The sequence below is a fragment of the Pandoraea sp. genome (assembly GCF_004297875.1).
Taxonomy (GTDB): Bacteria; Pseudomonadota; Gammaproteobacteria; order Burkholderiales; family Burkholderiaceae; genus Pandoraea.
On record NZ_SCSK01000031.1, the window covers coordinates 76,103 to 98,183 of the forward strand.

The window sequence follows — 22,081 nt, forward strand, 5'->3', positions numbered from 1 at the left end:
CGTTAAGATAAATCTTGCGCGACACGCCGGCTCATGCTGGTTCGGCCGGCGTCGTGTCGCAATCCCCACGTATCGATCAACGCGATCGCAACCCGGGAGAATCCATGAGCGCAGTTCACGCCGCACTGCAGGACGCCGCCGCTCCCCGAACATCCAGGTTGGCGCAACGTTTTGCCGTCGTCAGGCACACCTCGGTCGACCTCTGCGCCGGATTGACAGAGGCGGACATGACGGTGCAGTCGATGGACGATGCCAGCCCGCTCAAGTGGCATCTGGCACACACCACATGGTTTTTCGAAACCTTCCTGCTGGTTCCTCGCTATCCGAACTATTCTGCCTTCTGCGCGGATTTCGCTTTTCTTTTCAACTCGTATTACGAAGCGGCCGGCCCGCGGCACCCTCGCCCGCGCCGCGGTCTGCTGACCCGTCCGACGCTGCCCGAGGTGCTGGCTTATCGGGCGCACGTCGACGACGCCATGACGCGCCTGATCGGGACTGCCCAGGACGCCGCGACGCTTGAATTGATCGAGCTGGGCTTGCACCACGAACAGCAGCATCAGGAGTTGATGCTCACCGATGTGCTGCATCTGTTCGCGCAAAATCCGCTGCGCCCGGCTTACCGTGCGGCCAACCCGCCCCGGCCCGCGGCAGCGGCGCCTGGCGAGCAGCACGACTGGATGGCAATCGCCGGCGGGCGCTTCACCGTCGGCCATGACCGCAACGGCTTCGCCTTCGATTGCGAGGGACCCAGCCACGACATCCTGCTGGGCGATTTCGCACTGGCCACGCTGCCGGTCACCAACGCGCAGTGGCACGCTTTCATCGACGACGGCGGCTATCGCAATCCGGCGCTGTGGCTCTCGGATGGCTGGCAAACCGTCCAGCGCGAGGCGTGGGACGCACCCCTTTACTGGGAGCGGCGGGACGATCAATGGTGGCGCATGACGCTGCACGGCATGGCCGAGCTCGATATGCACGCGCCGGTCAGTCATATCAGCTACTTCGAAGCGGACGCGTTCGCGCGCTGGGCCGGCAAGCGCCTGCCCACCGAATTCGAATGGGAAATCGCCGCGCGCGACGCCCTGCCGCACGGGCATTTCGCCGACAGCGTCTGGCTCGACCCGCTACCGGATGCAGTCGCGCCGAACGCAGAGCTGCGCCAAATGTTCGGCGACGTCTGGGAATGGACCGCCAGCCCGTACGTCTCGTATCCCGGCTTTCGTCCCGCCGCCGGCGCCGTCGGGGAATACAACGGCAAGTTCATGTGCGGGCAGTTCGTGCTGCGCGGCGGCTCCTGCGCGACGCCGGCCGGTCACATCCGCGCCACCTACCGGAATTTCTTCTACCCACACCAGCGCTGGCAATTCACCGGTCTGCGTCTGGCGGAGGACCGCTAGTGTCATCGAACCCGTTATCCGCATATGCCTGTCCGTCCCTGCCGCGCGACGCTTTTGCGCGCGCCGCGCTTGAGGGCCTCGGGCGCGCGCAAAAATTCATCCCGTCCGCGTGGCTCTACGACCAGCGCGGCTCGGAGCTTTTCGAGGAAATCACCCGGCTCGACGAGTACTATCAGACCCGCACCGAAATCGGCATTCTGCAGGCTTGCGCGCCATTGCTGGCCGAGGCAGTCGCGCCCGGCACGGTGATCATCGAACTGGGTAGCGGATCGAGCCGCAAGACGCCGCTGCTGCTGCGCGCGCTGCGCGAGCCGCACGCCTATGTGCCGGTCGATATCGCGGAAGATTTTTTGCGCGCATCGGCCAGCGCGCTTGCCGCGAATTTCCCCAAACTCACGGTATTGCCGGTGGTAGCCGACTTTACGCAGCCGTTCCACCTGCCGCCGCAGGTGAGTGACACGCCACACCCGCGCCTCGGCTTTTTTCCGGGCTCGACCATCGGCAATTTCACGCCGGCCGAGGCGGTGCGCTTTTTGCAGCACGCCGCCAGACTCCTGGGGCGTAACCGGCGCATGGTAGTCGGCGTCGATGCCACCAAGGATGCCGCAATATTGGTGCCCGCCTATAACGACAGCCGTGGCATCACAGCCGAGTTCAACCTGAATCTGCTGCGTCGCATCAATCTGGAGCTGGGCGCTGATTTCGATGTGACCGCATTCCGTCACGAGGCGCGCTACCACGACAAACTGGGGCGCATCGAAATGCATCTGGTCAGCCAGCGCAAACAGACCGTCAATCTGCTCGGGCATCGTTTCTCCTTCGAGCCCGAGGAGACGATCCATACCGAGAATTCCTACAAGTATTCAGTGCCGGAATTCCAGGCTCTGGCCGCCTCGGCCGGCTGGCATCCCCAGGCCGTATGGCAAGACCCGGCGCGATGCTTCAGCGTGCATCTTTTGAGCAATATTGTCTCGGAAATCGCATAATTCGTTGCCGCTCTGTTGCGACGCAACAATGGTGGACGTATCATTCGGGAAAACCCTTAGGAGCTTTCCCATGACCACCCAAACGATGACCGCTTCTTCTTCGCTCTTGGCCCGGCTTGGCCGCCTGCTGGCAGAGATGTGGGAGGCGCATGCGCGCACCTATGACATCGTAGCCAGCAACTACAAAGCCGGCTCGGATTGCAACCGCCTGCCGCGCTGACCGGCTCGCCGGCCGGATTCGCCGTCGCGACCGGCCGTAATGCCTCAATCGAGTTCGCGTCCGGCGAATTCGCGGATCGGCCACAGCGCCAGCAGTGACGCGACGCCGCAGCCGATCACATACCACGAGGGCGACAGTGGATCGCCCGTGACCTTGATCAGCCAGGTCACGATGAACTGCGCGAAACCGCCGAATAGCGCAACACCGACGCTGTAGACGATCGCCATGCCGGTCGCGCGTACGGCTTTGGGAAACAGTTCCGGCATGATCACGATGGTCGGCACCCCGCTCATCGCGTTGAGCAGCGACATCACGGCGACCACCGCCAGCAGCACGCCGACGCTCGGCCAGCTGTGCAGCAGCCAGAAGGCCGGATAGATCAACACGATGATCGCCAGGCGCGACCACAGAATCAGCGGCTTGCGCCCCCAGCGGTCGGACCATGCGCCGAACAACGGTGAGGATACGAAGGTGATCAGACCGGCCATCACGCCGGCGAGCATCGCCACTTTCATCGACATGCCGAGGATGCGGATCGCATAAGTCGGGATGTAGAACAGCACGATGTAATTGGCCACCGTGCCGCCGACGGTCAGCACGATACCCAGCAGCGTGATGGTGCGATGCCGGCCGAGCACTTCACGCACCGAGCCGTGCGGCGCATCGGCCGCATGCGGCGTATGCGTTTCGCCCAGGCGGCGACGAATGAAGGCGCCCAGCGGCGCGACCAGAATCCCCAGCAGGAACGGCAGGCGCCAGCCCCAACTCTCCAGCGACTCGACCGGCAGCGCCGCCGACAGCAGCGTCGCCAGCAAAGCGCCGAACAGCGCCGCGGCACCCTGGCTCGCCAGTTGCCAACTGCCATAGAAGCCGCGCGTGCGGGCGCTCGCGTACTCCACCAGCAAGGTCGTCGACGCGCCGACTTCGCCGCCCGCCGAAAAACCCTGCAGCAGGCGCGCCAGCACGACCAGCGCGGGCGCGGCCAGGCCGATCTGCGCGTAGGTCGGCGTCAGGCCGATCAGGCCCGTGCTCAGCGCCATCAGGAAAATCGTCAGTGTCATCGCCGCCTTGCGGCCGGCCCGGTCGGCATAGGCGCCGAGCATCACGCCGCCCAGCGGGCGCGTGATGAAGCCCGCGCCGAAGGTGCCCACCGAGAGCAGCAACTGCCCGAGCGGATCGTGTACCGGGAAAAACAGCTTGCCGATCAGCACCGCGAAAAAGCTGTACACGGTGAAGTCGAAAAACTCCATGCCGTTGCCCAGCGTCACGGCAAAAATGACCTTGGCGCGCGACATTGCGCGAGGTTGCGTCACGGCCTGCGGCGTGATCGAAATGTCCATGGTGTCTCCTCTTTGTGAATTCTGGTTGTCAGGCCTGCGCGGCCGGCCGGCGCGAGCACTGGCCCGTCAGGCGGCCAGGAAGCGCTCCGTCAACAGCGCCCAATACGCGGCCCCAGTGACGATGCATCGATCGTTGAAGTCATAGCCCGGATTGTGCACCGTGCATACCTGCTCGCCCGCGCCATTGCCGATCAGCAAATAACTGCCGGGGCAATGCTGCAGCAGGTAGGCGAAGTCTTCGCTGCCCATCAGCGGCCGGGTATCGGCGATCACGTTTTCACTGCCGACCAGTTCCTCGCCCACGCGGCGCGCGAATTCGGTTTGCCCGGCATCGTTGACCAGCACCGGGTACCCCCGCCAGTAATCGATCTCGGCACGCAGCCCGAAACTCTGCGCCTGGGCCTCGACCAGCGCGCGAATGCGCGCCTCCAGCAAGTCGCGCACGCCGGCGTCCAGGGCGCGGATGCTCAATTCCATCTGCGCGCTTTGCGGCACCACGTTGGCGACTTCGCCCGATTTGATCGATCCCACCGTGATGACCGCCGGGTGCTGCGCATCGACGTTGCGCGCGACGATGGTCTGCAGCCCGAGCACGATGCTGGCGGCGGCCACCACCGGGTCGATCGCCTTGTGCGGCTCGGCGCCATGCCCGCCCTTGCCGTGCAGCGTGATGCTGGCCCGGTCGGACGACGCCATGAATGCGCCGGCGTGAAACACCAGCTTGCGCTCGGCGAACCCGGGCATGTTGTGCATGGCGAAAATCGCGTCGCAGGGAAAGCGCTCGAACAGGCCGTCGTCGAGCATGCGCTTGGCGCCCGCCAAACCTTCCTCGGCGGGCTGGAAAATCAGATTCAACGTACCCGAGAAACGTCGGGTGGCAGCCAGATAGCGTGCCGCGCCCAACAGCATCGCGGTATGTCCGTCGTGGCCGCACGCGTGCATCTTGCCGGCATGCACGCTGGCGTACGGCAACCCGGTTTGTTCCTGGATCGGCAAGGCATCCATGTCGGCACGCAGGCCCAGGCGACGCCGGCCGTCGCCCACGCGCAGCGTGGCCACCAGCCCGGTGCCGCCGATATCGCGCGTGAGCTCGTAGCCCCACGACAGCAGCCGTTCGGCGACCAGGTCGCTGGTCTGATACTCCTCGAATCCGAGTTCGGGGTGCTGGTGAATCCGGTGCCGCAACGTAACGATGTCGTCGGCAAAGGCGGCAATGGCATCCAATGGGGAGGGATCGTGCAGGGCCAACGGCGTCTCCTGGAATAGTCTGAATAGGAAGTCTTATCAGACGATGGTAGAGTGACTCTGAGACTACCGGAAGACAATATTTTCAGGCACCGAACACCATTGGTTGTCATTCGACCGACCCAACCGCGCCGCCGCGCACCCCCCGATTACGGCCAGGAGCCCGCATGAAATATCATCAGTTGCGCGCCTTCGTCAGCGCCGCCGAGCACGGCAGCATCCGCGGCGCGGCGCGCGCGCTGTTTCTGTCGCAGGCCGCCGTGACCAAGGCGCTGCGCGAACTGGAAGACGACGCCGGCTTGCCGCTGATCGCGCGCAACGCACGCGGCATCCAGCTGACCGAGGACGGGCAGCGGCTGCTGATGCGCGCCCGGCTGATCGTGCGGCAAATGCAGCAGGCGCGCGATGAATTGAATCAGTCGCAAGGCATCGATACGGGCAGCGTGGCAATCGGTCTGACACCGGCGGTTGTCCTGACGGTGCTGCCGGACGCGCTCAAGGCATTCCGTCAGCGCTATCGCAACGTCGCGCTGCGTCTGGTCGAAGGCCTTGCGCCGATCGTCGTGCCGGGGGTGCGCAACGGCACGCTCGACTTCGCCATGACGGTGCAAAGCAATGTGTCTCTGGGCAACGATTTCGTCACCGAGTCCTGCTTCCACGCCCAGCAGGCGATAGCCGCGCGGGCCGGCCACCCGGTGCTGGCCGATCCGGCGCCGGCTGCCCTGGCCGCGCAGGAATGGGCGCTGAGCAGCCGCCTGCAGGAGGGGCACGGCGGGCTGATCCAGCAACTGTTCGCGACCAGCGGCGTCGCGCCGCCCGAGCGGATCCTCGTGTGCGAGTCATACAGCACGGCGGTCGCGCTGGTGCGCAATACCGATTTGCTGAGCCTGTTTCCCGAACCCTTGCTGGCGCTGCCCGAATGCACCGGCATCGTCGCCGTGCCGGCGCGGCTGCCGAGCCTGAGCACCGAGATCAGTCTGGTGCGTCGCGCCGATGTGCCGCTGACGCCGGCCGCGGCCTATCTGGCGGCGTGCCTGATGCAAGCCGGCCGCACGCGCTTTCCGGATTGATCGGCAGCGTCCGCGTGCGCCGTGCGGCCGGACGCGCACCGATTTAAGGCATAATCCCTGCGCAGGATCGGCCCCTTCGCAGGGCTGGCGCCACCTTCACGTCAGCAAGACCCCAGTGATGTCATGAGCGAAGACAATAAATATGCGGTACCCGGCCTCGAACGCGGGCTCAGGATCCTGATGGAATTTTCCAAACAGGAGCCCGTGCTCAACGGCGCCGAGTTGTCGCGCCGGCTCGACGTGCCCCGCTCGACGGTATTCCGCCTGCTGCAGACGCTCGAATCGCTCGGCTTCATCGAGCGCGCCGCCAGCGGCGATCGCAATTACCGGCTGGGCGTCTCGGTGCTGCGGCTGGGCTTCGAATATCTGAACTCGCTCGAGCTGACCGACCTGGGCAATCCGATCATCGAGAGATTGCGCGACGCGACCGGCTATTCGAGCCACATCATCATTCTGGATCGGCAAGACGCGGTCTTCGTCGCCAAGGCCGCCAGCCGCGATCCGGTGTTCAGCGCGGTGAGCATCGGCACCCGCCTGCCGGCGCATGCCACGGTGATCGGCCAGGTGCTGTTGGGCGATTGCGATCTGGCGGCATTGCACAAGCTGTATCCGCAAGGCCCGCTCAAGCGCTACACCGACCATACCCCCGAGACCATCGAGGCGCTCTTCGCACGCGTGCAGGAGTATGCGGCGCGCGGCTATGCGACCAGCCAGTCGTTTTTCGAGTACGGCATTTCCACGGTGGTCGCGCCGGTGCGGGATCACCGCAACAAGATCGTCGCGGCAATCAGCGTCACGGTGCCGCGCCCGCAACTCGAGGACCGGGCGCAGGACAACGATCTGGTCAGCCAGGTCGTTGCCGCGGCCAATGAACTGTCCTACAAGCTCAATTACCGGCAGGCGCCGGCCTGATACCGCCGCCGGCCTGCCAGGCCATTCAGCGCTTGTCGGTATCGGTCATGAATTTGCCGCCGGGCGCCTGCCCGGCGTTCTTCTGCCGGCGCGTCACGCCGTCGAGCCCGCCGTCGACCGCCCATTCGGCGAATACGGTCGGGCCCGGCTCGAAGTCGCGCGGCTGCCAGGCCGGCGTCAGGATGTCTTCGTCGGCGTAATACTCGATCAGCGCGCCGCACGGATTCTTGAAATACCAGAAGTAAGCCGATGAGATCGGATGGCGCCCCGGCCCCAGCTGCGTTTGCCAGCCGCAGCGGTCGATGTGCAGGCCGCCGCCGAATACCTCGTGGATGTCGCGCACCGTGAAGGCGACGTGATTCAGGCCGCGCTTGCCGTTGGGCAATTGCAGCAGGAACAGGTCGTGGTGCCCGCCGTGCGGCGCGCAACGCATGAACGCGCCGCGCTCCGGATAACGGTCGGACAGCTCGAAGCCCAGCGCCTCGCGGTAGAAGCGCTCGGTCTGGGCCAGCGCATTGGTGAAGAACACCACGTGCCCGACCTCGATCGGCTCGGCGCGCTCGTAGATCGGGCTGGGCTGGTCGATGCGCGCGGCCTGGCCCCATGCGTTGGATGGCGAGCCCCTCACGTCGAGTTCGCGCTTGCGGCTCGCCTCGATGCGGATCGCCAGGCCGTTCGGATCGATGCAACCGAGCGCGCCGTCGCGTGCATAGAAGCCCGGTTGCTGCGCCAGGCGCGGCCGCAGATCGTCGAGCTCGGCCGCGCCGGCCACGCCCCAGGTCACTTCGCGCAGCGTCGGGCCTTCTTCCATGGCCGGCGGCAACGACGGATCGTCATGCGCGGCCAGCACCACGCGGCAACCGTTGAGCGTCTCGAAGCGCGCGCCGTGCGCGTCGCGCGAGAGCTCCCTGAGGCCCCAGTCGCGCAGGAAACGGCAGCAGGTGTCGAGATCCGTCACGCCGTAGGTGATTTGTTCAATACCGAGAATCGTCATTGTGTTATTTCCAGGCAGGCAGTCAGAGGTCGAGCACCAGGCGCTCGCCCTTGCAGCCCGATACGCAGATCATCATTACTTTGTTGGTGGCGCGCTCCGCTGCACTGAGTACCGAGTCGCGGTGATCGGGGCAACCTTCGAGCACGCGCGTCTCGCAGGTGCCGCAAATGCCTTCCAGGCAGCTGGTCTGGACGTCGGCACCCGCCGCAAGCAGGCTGTCGAGCAGGGTCGCGCCGGGCTCGACGCGAACGCTCTTGCCGCTCCTGGCGAGTTCCACCGTGTAGCCGCTGGCGGCCGCCGCGGGGGGCGCGGCATCGGGCGCCGGAGCGAAGCGTTCGAGGTGTACGTGGGCGATGCCGGCGGCCTCGCACGCCTGCTCGAATGCGCCCAGCATCACCGCCGGGCCGCAGCAATAGGCATGCGTGCCGGCCGGCTTGCCTGCCAGGTAAGCGGCGAGATCGGCCGGACGATCGCCATGCGCCTCGTCGAAATGGCAGGTCAGCTTGCCGCCGAGCGCATGCAGCTCGTCGACAAACGCCGCCTGCGCGGCATGGCGCGCGCAATAGAGCATCTCCACGCTGCGCCCGAGTTCGCTCAGCCGGCGATACATGCAAAGGATCGGCGTGATGCCGATACCGCCGGCGATCAGCACGGTGTGCGGGGCGTCCTCGACCAGCGCGAAGTTGTTGCGCGGCGGTGCGATCTGCACGGTCATGCCGACGCGGAAATTATCGTGAATGAAGCGCGAGCCGCCGCGGCTTTTCGGGTCGGCCAGGATGCCCAGCACGTAACGATCGCGCTCGCCGGGTGAATTCACCAGCGAATAGCTGCGCACCAGCCCGCTCGACAGGTGCAGGTCGATATGCGCGCCGGGCTCGAACGGCGGGAAGCTGCCGCCTTCGGTCGGCACCAGTTCCACGCTCATGATGCCGCGCGCCTCGTAGCGCAGCGTGCGGATCATTGCCGACAGATTATTTGCACTGCTCATGTTACGTCCTGCCTTCTACCGTCTTGCGGGCCGCGCGACGCGCTCAGCCCAGCCGAGTCATATCGATGTCGCGGCGCGCGAATGCGTCGATCTCCACGCGCAGCTCCGGAAACACCAGGCCACTGACCTGTACCAGCGTCGAGCACGGGTAGGCGCCACCCCGCCCCACGATGTCGGCGAAAAATTCCTGCCGCGCCCGCCCCACCTCGTCCTTGTCGGCGATGTCGGTGACGTACACCGCCAGGCGATAGACGTTGGCCAGCGTGCCACCGCCGGCCTCGACCAGCGCCTTGACTTTGCCGAGCACCAGCAGCGTTTGCTCATACGCCGACAATGGGCTCGCCGCATCGCGCGAAGCCGGATGAGCGGTCATGCCCGACAGCACGATATCGTTGCCCGCCACGATGCCGTTGCTCCACGTCGCCGTGGGCGCCTCGGGCACGCTCGCGCAACGAATGCGCACCGCGCCGCGCGCGGCATCGTGACTGGCGCTCATGCTTTTTCCGACCGCTCGAGTTCAGCCTTGGCCAGATTGCGCAGATGCCGCCGCAGGCGCACGATCCCCATGTCATGCTGATACAGGTGCTCGTACTGGTTGGCGTCGGGCTCCATGTTCTCGAGAATCTCGCGGTCCTGCTCGAGCACCGCCCAATGGCGCGCTTCGAGGCGGTTGCGATACAGGAAGCGCCACACGTCGCGCTGCCAGCCGCTGACCTTGCGGCAACGCCAATGGAACACCGCGGCCAGATTCGGGGCGATCGGCGTATAGCTGCCGATGATGATGAAGTTGCCGCCCGGGCCGCCGGTCTTCGGATAGGGGATCTCCAGGCGCATCCAGTGGATGCCGGTGTCGGCCCACTCGGTCCAGTCGAAGTTGACGTCGCGCTGCCCTTCTTTCTCGAAGATAAAGCCGTGCTCGGTGTCGCGGATGCGGAAATTCGCAGTGGTCTGGCCTGCGGCCATCGAATGCGACTGCTTGTGCAGGTACGTGCCGTGCATCGGATCCATCACATTGTCGAGCACGTAGCGGTAGTCGCCCTTCCACTCCGTGTAGCAGATGAACGACGAGTACGCGTCGCCGGTCAGCTCCTCGGGCAGATTCAGCGGCGGCGGCGTATCGATATTCGTGGTGGCGTTGTAGAGAAAGATCACGCCGGCCTGCTCCCGCACGTGAAAGCCGAGCCCCGCGCGCGAGCCTTCGAGCTTGCAACCGGGACTGCCCGGCACGCTGGTCACCACGCCATCGCAGCGCACCTGCACGCCGTGATAGCCGCACTGGATGCGATCGCCCAGCACCACGCCCTTGGACAGCGGCGCGCCGCGATGCGGACAATGGTCCTCGAGCGCGCGAACCTGGCCTTCCTGGTCGCGCCAGAAGACCATCTTGCGGCCCAGCCGCTGCAACGACACCGGCTCATGACCGACCAAATTCGACGGGCAGATCGGGTACCACAAATTCACCAGACCGCGTTCCAGGACGGCATCGGTCACATCTTGCTGTTGATTCGTTTTCATGAAACTCTCCGCGGCGGCCTATTGACCCAGACGGGCCATTTCCTGGCAAAAATTCTGCTCGGTCCATGCGGTGCCGACCTGCGGTCCGGGACCGGCCTGATTCAGATAAGCGATCAGACCAGGCAATTCGACGATGCCCTGGGCAAATGCCCGCTCGATCGAATCGCCCAGCAGGCTTTCATATTGCGTCGGCGGACGCAGCCGCGCCTGATGCGGCTCGAGATAACGTTCCATCATTGACCTCCATTGCGAACCCGCTCGCGAATCCGTTCGCGCACCGGGACAAAATCATAGGTGGGATAACATTCCGTGCGAAACACGCCCCAGGCCGAGCGCTCCAGCTCGAGGTTGACCACCGGCAGCAGGGCCGGCGGCAATTCCAGCGTGACGATCTGGCCAAACCCCATCGCCACGGTCCACGACACCACGCGCGCGCCTTCGGGCGGAAACCGCTCCCACCAGTCGGCGGCCTTCAGGCGCGACTGAAACGCGTCGAGATTGTTCGACTGATCGTGCTTCAGGAAAACCGTCAGCAGCATCGTCGAGGGGTCGCTTGCCATGGCGCGGGCTCCGTGCTTATTTGACGAACTGATTGGTAAACAAGTCTTTCACATCGGTCTTTTTGCTCACGACTTTTTCCTTGACGTAAAAGTCCTGCAGCTTCTCGACGCGCGCCGGATCGAACGCGCCGAGCGTCGCCTGACCCGGATAGACGTCGGTGGCGTAGTAGGTCAACACCTTCTGCACTTCGGCCTCGTGCCCCTTGTAGGACGGCACCGCGGCCACATAGGCTTTTGCCGCGGCAGCCGGGTCCTTCATGATCTCGGCCAACGCCGTCAGCGTCGCATGCACGAATTTGCCAACCATCGCCGGGCGCTCGGCGATGGTCTTGTCGGAGGCCAGGATCGCCTGGGCCATGCCCGGGAAATACTTGTCGGTCGAAGTCATGACGACCTTGGTCCCGGCATTTTGCACGTCGAAGCCCCACTCGGGCACGCCCACCAATGCCTGCGCCTTGCCGGCGGCAACCTGCTGCCACACGCCCGCCGGGCCGGCCGCCTGGATGTGCACGTCATTGCGGCTCAGGCCGGCGCTGGCCAGCACGGCGAGCGTCGCGTAGAACGAGGTGTCCTGATAAGCGAGCACGGTAATCGTCTTGCCCTTGAGATCGGCCGGCGTCTTGATATTGGCATCGGCGCGGGTGACCAATTGGTGCAGCGTGCGGCCGCCCAACAACGCCACGCCTTTGATCGGAATGCCGTTCTGGCGCAGGATGATCGGGGTATCCCCCAGGCCATCGCCCAGGTCGCCATTGCCGGCGGCCAGTTGCTTGCCGACTTCGGCGCCGCCCTGCACGGTAATGAAGCGCACCGACAGGCCTTCTTTTGCATAATAGCCCTGCTTGTCGGCCAGCATCAGCGGCGCGAAGGCGATCATATTGGCCGGTGCCGGCAGCAAAAACGTGATCTGCTGCGTTTGCGCGCGCGCGGTGCCGGCGGCGGCCAGCGCGGCCGCGCCCAGCACGCCGGCCATCGCCAGGCGGCGCGACATGCGCGCGGAAAAATGCCGGACGGATTCAGAGAATTTTGAAGACATGGACTCCTCGCTCAAGGTAAGAGAAATTGCCTGGCGACTCCCCCGTCGCCGTGGGTAACAGCATTCATGCGCCCGCGGCCCAAGGCAGCGGCGCCTCGTTCAGGCCCCAATACAGGCTTTTCTGCTGGGTGTATTCGAGCAGGCCCAGACGGCCTTTTTCGCGCCCCACCCCGCTTTCCTTCCAGCCGCCGAAAGGGGTGGAAATCGAAAACTGCTTGTACGTATTGATCCAGACGGTACCGGTCTCGAGCGCACGGGCCACGCGCCAGGCGCGCTTGTAGTCGCGCGTCCAGATGCCGGCGGCCAGGCCGTAGACGCTGTCGTTGGCCTGGCGCAGCAGATCGGCTTCGTCGTCGAACGCCATCACGGCCAGCACCGGACCGAAAATCTCCTCGCGGCACATGCGCGCTTCGTTGTTCAGGCCCGCGAGAATCGTCGGCAAATAGAAATAACCCTTGTCGCGCCCCTCGCCGGCCGGCCGCGCCCCGCCGCACAGCAGGCGCCCGCCCTCGGCCAGGCCGAGCTCGACGTAGCGCTCGATCGAGGCGCGGTGAGCCCCGGTGACCAGCGGCCCCATCTGGGTATCCTCGCGCAGCGGGTCGCCCACGCGCAGCGCGCGCGCGCCGGCGACCAGCCGTTCGACGAACGCATCGTGCACCGAGGCATGAACGAACAGGCGCGAACCGGCGATGCACGACTCGCCCGACGAGCTGAAAATGCCGTACAGCACGCCGGCCACCGCATGATCGAGATCGGCGTCGGCGAATACCATGGTGGGCGACTTGCCGCCCAATTCGAGCGACACCGGCATGAGCTTGTCGGCCGCCAGGCGCGCGATGCCGCGCCCGACTTCGGTGCCGCCGGTGAATGCGACCTTCTTGACCTTGGGGTGGCGCACCAGTGCGTCGCCGATGATCGAACCCTTGCCCGGCAGCACGCTGAGCACGCCCGGCGGCACGCCGGCCTCCAGGCAAATGCGGCCGAGTTCGAGCGACACCAGCGGCGTGACTTCAGCCGGCTTGAGCACCACCGCGTTGCCGGCGGCCAGCGCGGGCGCCAGCTTTTGCGCGTCGGAGGCGATCGGCGAATTCCACGGCGTGATCGCCGCGACTACCCCCAGCGGCTCGTGCACGCTCATGCTCAGGTAGTCGCCGCGCTGCGGCGTGAGATTTTCTTCGAGCGTCTCCAGACACGCCGCGAAATAGCGGAACGTGCCGGCCGCGCTGGCCACCAGCGCGCGCGTCTCGCTGATCGGCTTGCCGTTGTCGCGCCGTTGCAAATGCGCGAGCGGCTCCGCGCGCGCCTGAATCAGGTCGGCGATGCGGTGCAGCACCGCGGCGCGCTGATGCGGCTTGAGCCCCGACCAGTCGGCACGGCGCCACGCGGCATCGGCCGCCTCCACCGCCTCGGCCGCGTCGCTCGCGTCGGCCGCGGCGATTTCGGCGTTGACGCTTTCGTCGGCCGGATACAGGCTGGCGTAGCGCGCGCCGCGCCCGGCACGCCACTGGCCACCGACCAGAATGTCGCTGGAGAAGTTATTCAACAAATCGTTTGCACTCATGATGTAGGCCTGACGTTTCGACTTTCAGATCACGCAGCGCGCGACGCGATTGCGCAGCGCGCGAATCGCGCTGAACGCGGTCAATGCTGAGGTCTTGGGGTTGTCGGGCAACGGCTTGCCCGCCATTTCCAGCGACATGTCGCCGAACGCGCCGCGCGCATGGATGTGGTGCACATTGCGGGTGACCGCCGGATCGGCGATCAGCCGCACGCGGGTGCGATCGAGCCCGAGTCCGGCCAGCGCCACCGTGGCAGCCACATTGGCGTTCTTCGGGTACAGGCGCGCGGCGTCGCGCGCGCTGCCTTCGAAAATCACCGTGGCATCGCGCAGCGAGGCGAGATCGACCACCGACTCCGCAGGCGTGCCCTGCCAGCCCAGCGGCGGCTTGCGGCCCGTATAGACGACCTCGTCGAGTCCACCCTGGCGGGCCGCGGCCAGCGCATCGATGCCGCCGATTGCGCCGGACAGCAGCGTAACCGTGGCGCCGCCTTCGCGCGCGGCCTGTTCCAGCGCATCGAGCAACGCGACATCCGACAGCGCGCCGATCGAGGCCACCGCGCAATCGACGCCGGCCTTGAGCAGCGGCACCACGTGGCCGGCCAACGCGCTGTGGCCAGCGCATTCGAGCACGTAGTCGGGCCGCCCGCCGAGTTGCGCGGTGGAGGTGATCACCTCGACGCCGGGCTGCACGCTGTGGCGCACCCGCTCGGCATCGCGCTCGGGCACGATGACGTGCCCCACATGCAGCGTCTGATCGTGTTCGAACTCGTGATAGACCATCGAGCCGATGGCGCCAAAGCCGATCAGCGCGACATCGACCGGGTGAGCGGCGGCGTCACGCATGGGCCGGCTCCCGTACCGGCGGGCCGGCGAATTGCGCGGCGAACTGGCCCACCGAGAGCATGTCGACTTCGAGCAGCACCGGGCCGTCATGCGCCAGCCCGCGCGCGATGGCGGCTTCGGCCTGGTCGATCGCATCGATCTTTTCGTGGCGCATGCCCAGGCTCGCGCAGAATGCCGCAAACTCCGGTTGGTGCAGATCGACGTAACAGCGGCGTCCGCCATATTGGGCGTCCTGGATATTGCGGATCACGCCGTAGCATTTGTCGTTCATCAGAATCACCAGCAGGTTGGCGCGCTCCTGCACCGCCGTGGCCAGCTCACCGACATTGACCATCAAGCCACCGTCGCCCACCAGGCAGACGGTCTTTTGCGCGGCCCCGGCCAGCGCCGCGCCGATGCCCATCTGCAGGCCCTGGCCGATGCCGCCGCCCAAGGCGTGAACGCCGGCGCGCGGCGAGAAAATCTTGAGCAGGCGGTTGCCCCAGGTGCTGTTGGAAATCGTGACGTCGCGCACCCAGTTATAGTCGCGCCCGACCGCCCGCTGCAGCGCCTCGACCAGATGACGATACGGCCCGAGCCCTTCGGCGACCTGCTGGACTGCACGCTCGCGGGTGGCGGCCAGGTCGGGCAGGAAGGCCGGATCGATCGCGATGCGCCCGGCCAGCTTGTCGGCCAGCGCATTGAGCACCGCGCTGGCGTCGCCATGGACGAACAGCTCGTTCGGGTAGCCGCGATTGTCGGCCAGCGCATCGGCGTCGATGCGGTACAGCGGGCTCGGCAACTTGAGCTTGTATTTGAGCGTCTCGTTGCCGCGCAGGCGCGAGCCCACCACCAGCAGCGCGTCGCAGGTCTTGTAGAAGGCCTCGGCGGCCGGATGCACGTTGAAGGCGCCGAGCGTGGCGCGATGGTCTTCCGGCACGATGCCGCGCCCCTGGACGCTGGTCACCACGCCAAAACCCATGTCGAGCAAGCGGTGTACCGCGGCACCGGCGCCGCGCGCACCGCCGCCCAGCCACAGCAGCGGACGGCGTGCGCCGGCCAGCGCATCGGCCAGGCGCGCGACCCGCGCGTCATCGTGGCTGCCAATGCCGACGTGCGGCGCGGCAATGTCCACCGGCCAGTCGATCGCGGCGGCCTGAATGTCGATCGGGATCTCCACGCTGACCGGGCCGCTGGGCGCGCTTTGCGCAACCCGCACTGCCTCGCGCAGGGTCGCCAGCACGGTGTCGGCCGAACGCACGCGGTATGCCGCCTTCGACACGGCGGTGAGCATGGTCAATTGGTCCGGGGCTTCATGGATGTAGGCCAGGTCGCGGTCGAGATATTCGGTTTCGATTTGCCCGGTGATATGCAGCAGCGGCGTGCCAGCCGTGAGGGCCTCGACCATCGCGCCGGCGGCATTGCCCGCAGCCGTGCCGGTACTGGTAAAGGCCACGCCGAGGCCGCCGGAGACGCGCGCCAGGCCATCGGCCATGTTGACGGCGCCGGCTTCGCCACGCGCACCGACATAGCGGATGCAATTGCGCCGGGCAATCGCGTCGAGGATCGGCATGTTGTGGATCGAGATCACGCCGAACGCGGTTTTCACACCGCACTGCTCGAGAAACGCCGCGATCAGTTCGCCCACGGTGGTTTGTTTAGACATGTCTTGCTAAGCCTCCAGAAACATCGAGATGGCTGCCCGTCGTGTACGAGGACAAGGCGGTTGCCAGAAAAAATATGGCCGACGCGGCTTCTTCGGGGCGGCCGAGCCGACCCAGCTGAATCCCTTTCTTGTGCGCGAGCTCCTGCGTCCAGTCCTCCCAGCTTTGCCCTGGCGCGGCCTGCGCGGCAAAGCGCCGGCGCCACTGGCCGGACTCGACCAGACCGATCAGGATCGCGTTGACGCGAATCCCGTCGGGCGCGAATTCGGTGGCCATCGAACGCACCAGGTTCTGCACGCCGGCGCGCGCCGAGGAGGTCGCCACCATATGCGGCTCCGGCTGCAGCGCCAGCAGCGAATTGACGCAGACGATGGTCGCCGGGGCGGCCGCGCGCAGCATCGGCAAGAACGCGCGCGTGGGCCGGATGATGCTGAAGTACTTGAGCTCGAGCTCTTCGCGCCATGCGTCGTCGGTGGTGTCGGCGAATTTGGAGACGCGGCCCTGACCTGCGTTGTTGATCAGCATGTCGACCCGGCCGAAGCGTTCCCGCACCTGCCCGGCGAATGCCGCGACGTCATCGGCGGCGAGCACGTCGCAACGCGCGGCAAGCAGCTGCGCATCCGGATGCCGCTCGCGCAACCTCGCTTCGGCCGTGGCCAGACGCTCGGGGTCGCGCCCGCAGACGGCTACCGAGGCGCCGGCCGCAAGAAACATCTCGGCGCTGGCCAGCCCGATCCCGGAGGAGCCCCCCGTGACTACGGCCACCCGCCCGCTGAGGTCTATCTTCATCATTTGATTTCCATTGATTCACGTGCCGGCGACGGTGCCTGAGCCGCTGGCGCCGGCCGGTAGTTCAGGCGACGCGACAGATCGGCGGCCGCTTGCCTGACCTGCCCCACCAAATCGCTGTCGAGCAGCGGTTGATCGATTTCGGCGCGCGGGATGGTGACCGTCACGGCCGCGACAATGCGCCCGAGATCGCTGCGCACCGGTGCGCTGACCACCGAGATGCCGCGCTCGAACGACGACGAACTCACCGCGTAGCCGCGTGCGGCATCCTCGCGCACCCGCTCGTACAGGTCGTGCACGGTGGCCGGGGTTTGCGCGGTGAATTTCTCCAGGCGTCCCTCCGGGTACAGCCGCGTGAGTTCGTCGAGTGTCAGGTCGCCCATCAGCACGTGACCATGCACGGTGGCGTGCGCCGGCAGCCGCGTGCCGACATTGACCTTGATCGAGCTGAACACCGGCGCCACGCTTTGCGCCTTGGCGACAAACACGATGTCGCGTCCGTCGCGGATCACGATGTGGCTGGTGAAGCCGGTCGCGTCACGCAGCTTCTCCAGCACCGGAATGCCGTGGTCGGTCAGCTCGAGCGAGCTCAGGTATTCGAAGCCCAGGCGCAGCACCGCCACGCCCAGACGGAAATTCTTGTCGCCGCCGGCACGTTCGAGAAAGCCCATCGACTCGAGCGTCTGCAGCAGGCGGAAGACGGTCGTGCGGGGAATGCCGAGACGACGCGAGAGCTCCGGCGCGCCCAGCACCGGCTCGCGCGGGGTGAACTCGGTGAGAATCTTCAGTCCGCGCTCGAGCCCCGGCACCGAGTAACGGGACTCGGCGGCGTCTGCCTTGTCTTGATTGTCCATTGGGCTGTTCATGACTTTGAAGCGCTGGCGCTTGCGTTGGCCCGCCGGCTGAGCGCTTCGATCAATGCATTCAGCGACGACGGTGTTTCGATATAGCAGGCATGGCCCGCGCCCTCGATGCGTTGCAGCGGCACGCGCGCGGCCGCCGCGATCGGCTCGCAAGCGGCGGGCGGGGTTATCGCATCGGCAGCGCCCACGACGACCTCGACCGGTCCGGCGTAGTCCACCAGATCGGCAGCCAGATCGGCTTGCGCGAGCAGATGCGTGGCTTGCCGGTAACCGTCGGGGACGATGCGCGCCATGTTCCATTGGACCCAGGCGCGTGCGCCGGGCTCGGCGTGCGGCGCCAGCAGATTGGCGCTGCGCTGGGCCGCCAGGCCGGCCGGACCGAGCGATTCGAGCAGAGCCAGGCGCGCGTCGCGCTTGGCCGCGCGTTGCTCGGCCGAGGCGGCGCCGTAGCCGGCCGCGGGCGAACACAGCAGCAAACCGCTTACGCGCTGCGGCGCCACGCGCGCGAAGGCACCGGCCATCACCGCGCCGAGCGAGTGTCCAACCAGCAGCACACGTTCGATCGCCAGCGCATCGAGCCACGCCGCCAGCGCATCGGCATAGTCGGCCGCGACCGGTTCGCGCGCGGCCAGCGGCGCCGACTCGCCATAACCGGGAGCGTCCCAAGCCAGCACGCGATGCGTGGCGCCGAGCGCTTCGAGCTGGGCCAGCCACGACGGCGCGCCCGACCCGATGCCGTGCAGCAGCACCAACGGCGTGCCCGCCGTCGACGCGCCGGCTTCGCGATAGCCGATCTGGCCGGCGCGCGTGCTCACGCGGCGCGCCGGGAACCCGGCCAGCCGCTCGAGCAGGGCCGCCTGCGCGCTCGCCAGCAGCTCCGGCGTGGCGGACGTGGCGCTCGGGGGCGGCGACATGGGCGCGTCGTTGGCGTTCGAATGCATGGCGGGTCCTGGCCTTAGCGCTTGATCTTGGCCAGCGGCGAGTCGGGCGGATAGGTGGGCGTGACCGGCTTGGCCGAACCCAGCATCACGCACATCAGCACATCTTCGTCGCCGATGTTGACTTCGCTGCGGTAGACACCCGGCGGCACTGAAATCAGGTCGCGGTCCTTGAGCACGGTTTCCCAGGTCTGGCCGTCTTTCTCGCAAATCACTTTGACCTTGCCGCGCAGCACGAAGAAGATTTCCTCGACATCGTTATGGATGTGCATCGGCCCGATGTTGCCCGCCGGAATCACCATGGTCGAAAAGGTGAAATGCCCGGCCGGCACGGTGTTCACGTCCTTGGCCACGCCCGTGCCGCCAGTGCCGACATAGCGCATTTGGGCGCGCCGGTACTTGGGATCGAAGTCGGCCTGGAACTTCAGGGCGTCCCAGTCGTAGCGGCGGGTTTCGAGGCGCGCCACGCGCGACTCCAGCCATTGCTCGAAGCTGGTGCCCGGCGCCGGCGCCCAGCTGGCGGCCGCGGGATCGGTGGACGGGGTGGGGAAATCGGCTTCAGCCATAGTGCACTCCTTTAACGGGTAAGCGATCAGTTCATGACAAAGCCGCCGTTGACCGGCAGCACCTGGCCCGTGACGAAGCGGGCCGCATCCGAGAGCAGAAACATCACTGGCCCGGTCACGTCGTCGGGCACCTGCGCGCGTTGCAGGGCACGTCCCTGCAGATATTGCTGATGGCGCGCCGCCGGCACGTAGGCGGTGGCCTCGACCTCGACCAGTCCGGGCGCGATGGCGTTGACGGTGATGCCATGCTCGCCGAGCTCGCGTGCCAGCGAGCGGGTCATGGCGATCACCGCTCCCTTGCTGGCGACGTAGGCGAGCAGGCGCGGCGCGCCCCACAGGGCGGTATCGGAGGCGATATTGACGACGCTGGCGCAGGACGACTGGCGCAGGTTCGGCAAGGCCGCCACGGTCATCAGCCAGGTGCCGCGCACGTTGACATCCATCACGGCGTTCCAGGCATCGAGCGACAATTCGGTGGCCAGCTTGCCGCCGGAGTTGGTGATCGCGCCGTTGTTGATCAGCGCATCGATGCCGCCCATCCGTTCGGCGGCGGTTTGCGCGGCGCGCTCGACCGACGCCGGGTCGGCCAGATCGAGCGGCACGAACTCCGCGCTTGCGCCTTGCGCACGCAGTGCCTGGGCCAGCGCCTGGCCCGGCTCGACGAGAATGTCGGCGATCGTGACGTGCGCGCCGGCGGCTGCCGCGGCGCGCGCGAAGCTCTCGCCCAGGCCGCGCGCGGCGCCGGTGATCAGGACTTTGCGGCCGTGCAGCGACGATGCGGCAATGGGTTGGCTCATGATGCGCTCCGTGCGTCTCAAACCATGTTCATCGCGGCGCGCGGCACGTAGTGCAGCACGCGGCGTTCGAGCAGCACCACCGCGGCATAGGCAACGATGCCGATGAGCGTGAGGCCGGCGATCGAGACAAACACCATCGCGGTGTTGCCCTGGCCTTCGCCGTAGGTCAGCAGATAGCCCAGGCCGCGATCGCCGCCGACCAGCTCACCCACCGTGACACCGATCACGGCCAGCGTGGAGGCAATGCGCAAGCCCGAGAAAAGCGCCTGCATGGCCGACGGAAATTCGACGAAGCGGAACACCTGCCAGCGACGTCCGCTGAGCGCGCGCACCAGATTCACCATGTCGGGATCGACCGAGCGCACCGCACTGAGCACGTTGATCATGACCGGGAAGAAGACGATCAGCACGGCCACCAGGATCTTCGGATAGACGGTGTAGCCCATCCACATCACGAACAGGGGCGCGAACGCGACCTTGGGCGCGATCTGCAGCGCCAGGATGTAGGGCGAGAGCATCGCTTCGGTCGACGGCGACAGGCCCAGCGTGACGCCGATCACCACGCCCAGCAGCGACCCGACGACGAAGCCGGCCACCACTTCGAGCGCGGTCACGCCAATGTTCATCCACAGGTTCTGGGTCTGGAACATGTCGATTGCCTCGCTCACCGTGGCCGACAGGCGAGGCAGCACGTAGGCCGGTACACCCAGCATTTGCGGCCCCCACTGCCAGAGCGCGGCGAAGGCGATCAGCAGCAAAATGCTGCCTGCGGTGAGTTGGGATTTGGTCAGGGCTTTCATGTGAGCGTTTCCGGGAATGTCTTGAAATGTCGCAGCCGATGCCGGCACTTAGCCGAGGTGGTCCTCGCGGCCGACGTGCAGCAGGTCCATCAGATGCGCGACGTAATCGTTCATGCGGGCGAGCTTGCGCCGCTGCAGCGGGCTGTCGCGCTCGGGCAGGTCTACGGCAATTTCCTCGATGATGGTGCCGGGCCGATCGCTCATCACGAACACCCGGTCCGACAGCGCGATCGCTTCGGTCAGGTCGTGGGTGATCATCAGCGCGGTCTTGCCTTCGGATGCAAGCATTTGCGCGAGGTCTTGCTGCAGCACCATCTTGGTTTGCGCATCGAGCGCGGAGAACGGCTCGTCCATCAGCAGCACGTCGGGCTCGATGGCCAGCGTGCGGGCCAGCGCCGCGCGCTGGCGCATGCCGCCGGAGAGTTGATGCGGGTAGTGCGCCTCGAACCCCTTGAGGTGGCAGCGCTCGAGCAGGCTGCGCGCCACGCTTTGGCGCTCGGCGCGGGACTTGCCGCGAATCTGCATGCCCAGTTCGATGTTGGCCTGGATCGTGCGCCACGGCATCAGCAGATCTTTTTGCAGCATGAAGGCGACATGCGGATTCGGGCCGCGCACCGGCTTGCCGCCGACCATGACCTGTCCTTCGCTGGGCGCGTACAGACCCGCGCCCATATTGAGCAGCGTGCTCTTGCCGCAGCCGCTGGGACCGATCAGCGAGACGAATTCACCGGCCTTGATGCCCAGCGACACGTTGGTGACGGCGGTCATCTCGCCCTTGCCGTGGCGGTTGCGAAAGCGCCGCGTCACGCCTCGGTATTCGATCGCGAAGGCAAGCGGCTCGGCCGCGCCACTCTGAGCGCGCTGCACCGACAGTTCACTGTTGCCCACGCTTGACTCTTGCAATTTGATTGACCTGAACATGAGACTCCACCATCAGCCCTGGAATATTCGGCATTCGCCGGTCAGAGCGCGGAAATAGCGTTGCGCTCCGTTTGCTTTTCGTTCCATATTTGGAACA

The 22,081-nt window shown here is 66.3% G+C and carries 24 protein-coding genes; 5 read left to right on the top strand and 19 right to left on the bottom strand.

What is annotated here, in order from left to right:
* Window positions 1–104 precede the first annotated feature (104 nt).
* From egtB to EPN80_RS08985, 3 genes are all read left to right on the top strand, one after another.
* Window positions 105–1,397: an ergothioneine biosynthesis protein EgtB gene (gene egtB, locus EPN80_RS08975; protein WP_293025946.1), complete on the top strand. Its 1,293-nt coding sequence runs from the start codon at window positions 105–107 to the stop codon at window positions 1,395–1,397.
* A complete protein-coding gene (gene egtD / locus EPN80_RS08980) occupies window positions 1,397–2,383 on the top strand; it encodes an L-histidine N(alpha)-methyltransferase (RefSeq protein WP_293025948.1) in 987 nt (328 codons plus the stop codon). Before egtB ends, egtD begins: the two co-directional genes overlap by 1 nt.
* Before the next feature lie 70 nt (window positions 2,384–2,453).
* Entirely contained in the window at window positions 2,454–2,603 is a 150-nt protein-coding gene (locus EPN80_RS08985; protein WP_293025950.1) for a hypothetical protein, read from the top strand.
* Between the two features lie 44 nt (window positions 2,604–2,647).
* On the opposite strand, the gene EPN80_RS08990 is transcribed toward EPN80_RS08985, so the two are convergent.
* On the bottom strand, window positions 2,648–3,943 hold the full coding sequence (locus EPN80_RS08990) for an MFS transporter (RefSeq protein ID WP_293025952.1): 1,296 nt from the start codon (window positions 3,941–3,943) through the stop codon (window positions 2,648–2,650).
* A 66-nt stretch (window positions 3,944–4,009) separates the two neighbouring features.
* Entirely contained in the window at window positions 4,010–5,185 is a 1,176-nt protein-coding gene (locus tag EPN80_RS08995; RefSeq protein WP_293025996.1) for a M20 aminoacylase family protein, read from the bottom strand.
* A gap of 170 nt (window positions 5,186–5,355) precedes the next feature.
* On the opposite strand from EPN80_RS08995, the gene EPN80_RS09000 reads away from it, so the two are divergent.
* Both EPN80_RS09000 and EPN80_RS09005 read left to right on the top strand, forming a co-directional pair.
* Window positions 5,356–6,258 (top strand): LysR substrate-binding domain-containing protein, encoded by a 903-nt coding sequence (locus EPN80_RS09000; RefSeq protein WP_293025954.1) that lies wholly within the window; start codon window positions 5,356–5,358, stop codon window positions 6,256–6,258.
* 123 nt (window positions 6,259–6,381) lie between these two features.
* The gene (locus tag EPN80_RS09005) at window positions 6,382–7,170 is read left to right on the top strand and encodes an IclR family transcriptional regulator (RefSeq protein WP_047214805.1); all 789 of its coding nucleotides are present in this window, start codon (window positions 6,382–6,384) and stop codon (window positions 7,168–7,170) included.
* Between the two features lie 25 nt (window positions 7,171–7,195).
* Here EPN80_RS09005 and EPN80_RS09010 read toward each other — a convergent pair whose 3' ends face one another.
* The 17 genes from EPN80_RS09010 to EPN80_RS09090 all read right to left on the bottom strand — a co-directional run bounded on the left by EPN80_RS09010 (window position 7,196) and on the right by EPN80_RS09090 (window position 21,951).
* Complete coding sequence (locus EPN80_RS09010; RefSeq protein WP_293025957.1) at window positions 7,196–8,164, bottom strand: VOC family protein; 969 nt, start codon at window positions 8,162–8,164, stop codon at window positions 7,196–7,198.
* Between the two features lie 22 nt (window positions 8,165–8,186).
* A complete protein-coding gene (locus EPN80_RS09015) occupies window positions 8,187–9,152 on the bottom strand; it encodes a PDR/VanB family oxidoreductase (protein ID WP_293025959.1) in 966 nt (321 codons plus the stop codon).
* Between the two features lie 43 nt (window positions 9,153–9,195).
* The gene (locus EPN80_RS09020; RefSeq protein WP_293025961.1) at window positions 9,196–9,648 is read right to left on the bottom strand and encodes a RidA family protein; all 453 of its coding nucleotides are present in this window, start codon (window positions 9,646–9,648) and stop codon (window positions 9,196–9,198) included.
* On the bottom strand, window positions 9,645–10,667 hold the full coding sequence (locus EPN80_RS09025; RefSeq protein ID WP_047214809.1) for an aromatic ring-hydroxylating dioxygenase subunit alpha: 1,023 nt from the start codon (window positions 10,665–10,667) through the stop codon (window positions 9,645–9,647). The genes EPN80_RS09020 and EPN80_RS09025 overlap by 4 nt, the downstream gene beginning before the upstream one ends.
* An 18-nt stretch (window positions 10,668–10,685) precedes the next feature.
* Window positions 10,686–10,904, bottom strand: a complete 219-nt coding sequence (locus tag EPN80_RS09030; protein ID WP_047214810.1) for a recombinase-like helix-turn-helix domain-containing protein — start codon at window positions 10,902–10,904, stop codon at window positions 10,686–10,688.
* Window positions 10,901–11,227 carry a hypothetical protein gene (locus EPN80_RS09035; protein ID WP_047214811.1) on the bottom strand — a complete coding sequence of 109 codons (327 nt, stop codon included), beginning with the start codon at window positions 11,225–11,227 and terminating at the stop codon, window positions 10,901–10,903. Before EPN80_RS09035 ends, EPN80_RS09030 begins: the two co-directional genes overlap by 4 nt.
* 16 nt (window positions 11,228–11,243) lie before the next feature.
* Window positions 11,244–12,263: an ABC transporter substrate-binding protein gene (locus EPN80_RS09040; RefSeq protein WP_293025963.1), complete on the bottom strand. Its 1,020-nt coding sequence runs from the start codon at window positions 12,261–12,263 to the stop codon at window positions 11,244–11,246.
* A gap of 64 nt (window positions 12,264–12,327) precedes the next feature.
* Window positions 12,328–13,824, bottom strand: coding sequence for an aldehyde dehydrogenase (locus tag EPN80_RS09045; RefSeq protein ID WP_293025965.1), 1,497 nt, complete (start codon window positions 13,822–13,824; stop codon window positions 12,328–12,330).
* Between the two features lie 24 nt (window positions 13,825–13,848).
* Window positions 13,849–14,667, bottom strand: a complete 819-nt coding sequence (locus EPN80_RS09050) for an aspartate dehydrogenase (protein ID WP_293025967.1) — start codon at window positions 14,665–14,667, stop codon at window positions 13,849–13,851.
* Entirely contained in the window at window positions 14,660–16,312 is a 1,653-nt protein-coding gene (locus EPN80_RS09055) for a thiamine pyrophosphate-binding protein (RefSeq protein ID WP_293025969.1), read from the bottom strand. The genes EPN80_RS09050 and EPN80_RS09055 overlap by 8 nt, the downstream gene beginning before the upstream one ends.
* On the bottom strand, window positions 16,305–17,102 hold the full coding sequence (locus EPN80_RS09060; protein WP_293025971.1) for an SDR family oxidoreductase: 798 nt from the start codon (window positions 17,100–17,102) through the stop codon (window positions 16,305–16,307). The genes EPN80_RS09055 and EPN80_RS09060 overlap by 8 nt, the downstream gene beginning before the upstream one ends.
* Entirely contained in the window at window positions 17,099–17,953 is an 855-nt protein-coding gene (locus tag EPN80_RS09065) for an IclR family transcriptional regulator (RefSeq protein ID WP_293025973.1), read from the bottom strand. The genes EPN80_RS09060 and EPN80_RS09065 overlap by 4 nt, the downstream gene beginning before the upstream one ends.
* Window positions 17,954–17,961: 8 nt before the next feature.
* The gene (locus EPN80_RS09070) at window positions 17,962–18,876 is read right to left on the bottom strand and encodes an alpha/beta fold hydrolase (protein WP_293025998.1); all 915 of its coding nucleotides are present in this window, start codon (window positions 18,874–18,876) and stop codon (window positions 17,962–17,964) included.
* Window positions 18,877–18,917: 41 nt separating this feature from the next.
* On the bottom strand, window positions 18,918–19,466 hold the full coding sequence (locus tag EPN80_RS09075) for a cupin domain-containing protein (protein ID WP_047214818.1): 549 nt from the start codon (window positions 19,464–19,466) through the stop codon (window positions 18,918–18,920).
* Window positions 19,467–19,492: 26 nt separating this feature from the next.
* Window positions 19,493–20,263 carry an SDR family oxidoreductase gene (locus EPN80_RS09080; protein ID WP_293025976.1) on the bottom strand — a complete coding sequence of 257 codons (771 nt, stop codon included), beginning with the start codon at window positions 20,261–20,263 and terminating at the stop codon, window positions 19,493–19,495.
* Between the two features lie 17 nt (window positions 20,264–20,280).
* Window positions 20,281–21,063, bottom strand: coding sequence for an ABC transporter permease (locus EPN80_RS09085; RefSeq protein ID WP_293025978.1), 783 nt, complete (start codon window positions 21,061–21,063; stop codon window positions 20,281–20,283).
* A gap of 48 nt (window positions 21,064–21,111) precedes the next feature.
* Window positions 21,112–21,951, bottom strand: coding sequence for an ABC transporter ATP-binding protein (locus EPN80_RS09090; RefSeq protein WP_293025980.1), 840 nt, complete (start codon window positions 21,949–21,951; stop codon window positions 21,112–21,114).
* Window positions 21,952–22,081 lie beyond the last annotated feature (130 nt).

What these genes read in the sequence shown, in the direction of transcription:
- egtB (WP_293025946.1), top strand. Translation starts at nt 105, where the DNA reads ATGAGCGCAGTTCACGCCGCACTGCAGGACGCCGCCGCTCCCCGAACA.
- EPN80_RS08985 (WP_293025950.1), top strand. Translation starts at nt 2,454, where the DNA reads ATGACCACCCAAACGATGACCGCTTCTTCTTCGCTCTTGGCCCGGCTT.
- EPN80_RS08990 (WP_293025952.1), bottom strand. Translation starts at nt 3,943, where the DNA reads ATGGACATTTCGATCACGCCGCAGGCCGTGACGCAACCTCGCGCAATG.
- EPN80_RS09000 (WP_293025954.1), top strand. Translation starts at nt 5,356, where the DNA reads ATGAAATATCATCAGTTGCGCGCCTTCGTCAGCGCCGCCGAGCACGGC.
- EPN80_RS09005 (WP_047214805.1), top strand. Translation starts at nt 6,382, where the DNA reads ATGAGCGAAGACAATAAATATGCGGTACCCGGCCTCGAACGCGGGCTC.
- EPN80_RS09010 (WP_293025957.1), bottom strand. Translation starts at nt 8,164, where the DNA reads ATGACGATTCTCGGTATTGAACAAATCACCTACGGCGTGACGGATCTC.
- EPN80_RS09015 (WP_293025959.1), bottom strand. Translation starts at nt 9,152, where the DNA reads ATGAGCAGTGCAAATAATCTGTCGGCAATGATCCGCACGCTGCGCTAC.
- EPN80_RS09020 (WP_293025961.1), bottom strand. Translation starts at nt 9,648, where the DNA reads ATGAGCGCCAGTCACGATGCCGCGCGCGGCGCGGTGCGCATTCGTTGC.
- EPN80_RS09025 (WP_047214809.1), bottom strand. Translation starts at nt 10,667, where the DNA reads ATGAAAACGAATCAACAGCAAGATGTGACCGATGCCGTCCTGGAACGC.
- EPN80_RS09030 (WP_047214810.1), bottom strand. Translation starts at nt 10,904, where the DNA reads ATGATGGAACGTTATCTCGAGCCGCATCAGGCGCGGCTGCGTCCGCCG.
- EPN80_RS09035 (WP_047214811.1), bottom strand. Translation starts at nt 11,227, where the DNA reads ATGGCAAGCGACCCCTCGACGATGCTGCTGACGGTTTTCCTGAAGCAC.
- EPN80_RS09040 (WP_293025963.1), bottom strand. Translation starts at nt 12,263, where the DNA reads ATGTCTTCAAAATTCTCTGAATCCGTCCGGCATTTTTCCGCGCGCATG.
- EPN80_RS09045 (WP_293025965.1), bottom strand. Translation starts at nt 13,824, where the DNA reads ATGAGTGCAAACGATTTGTTGAATAACTTCTCCAGCGACATTCTGGTC.
- EPN80_RS09050 (WP_293025967.1), bottom strand. Translation starts at nt 14,667, where the DNA reads ATGCGTGACGCCGCCGCTCACCCGGTCGATGTCGCGCTGATCGGCTTT.
- EPN80_RS09055 (WP_293025969.1), bottom strand. Translation starts at nt 16,312, where the DNA reads ATGTCTAAACAAACCACCGTGGGCGAACTGATCGCGGCGTTTCTCGAG.
- EPN80_RS09060 (WP_293025971.1), bottom strand. Translation starts at nt 17,102, where the DNA reads ATGATGAAGATAGACCTCAGCGGGCGGGTGGCCGTAGTCACGGGGGGC.
- EPN80_RS09065 (WP_293025973.1), bottom strand. Translation starts at nt 17,953, where the DNA reads ATGGACAATCAAGACAAGGCAGACGCCGCCGAGTCCCGTTACTCGGTG.
- EPN80_RS09070 (WP_293025998.1), bottom strand. Translation starts at nt 18,876, where the DNA reads ATGTCGCCGCCCCCGAGCGCCACGTCCGCCACGCCGGAGCTGCTGGCG.
- EPN80_RS09075 (WP_047214818.1), bottom strand. Translation starts at nt 19,466, where the DNA reads ATGGCTGAAGCCGATTTCCCCACCCCGTCCACCGATCCCGCGGCCGCC.
- EPN80_RS09080 (WP_293025976.1), bottom strand. Translation starts at nt 20,263, where the DNA reads ATGAGCCAACCCATTGCCGCATCGTCGCTGCACGGCCGCAAAGTCCTG.
- EPN80_RS09085 (WP_293025978.1), bottom strand. Translation starts at nt 21,063, where the DNA reads ATGAAAGCCCTGACCAAATCCCAACTCACCGCAGGCAGCATTTTGCTG.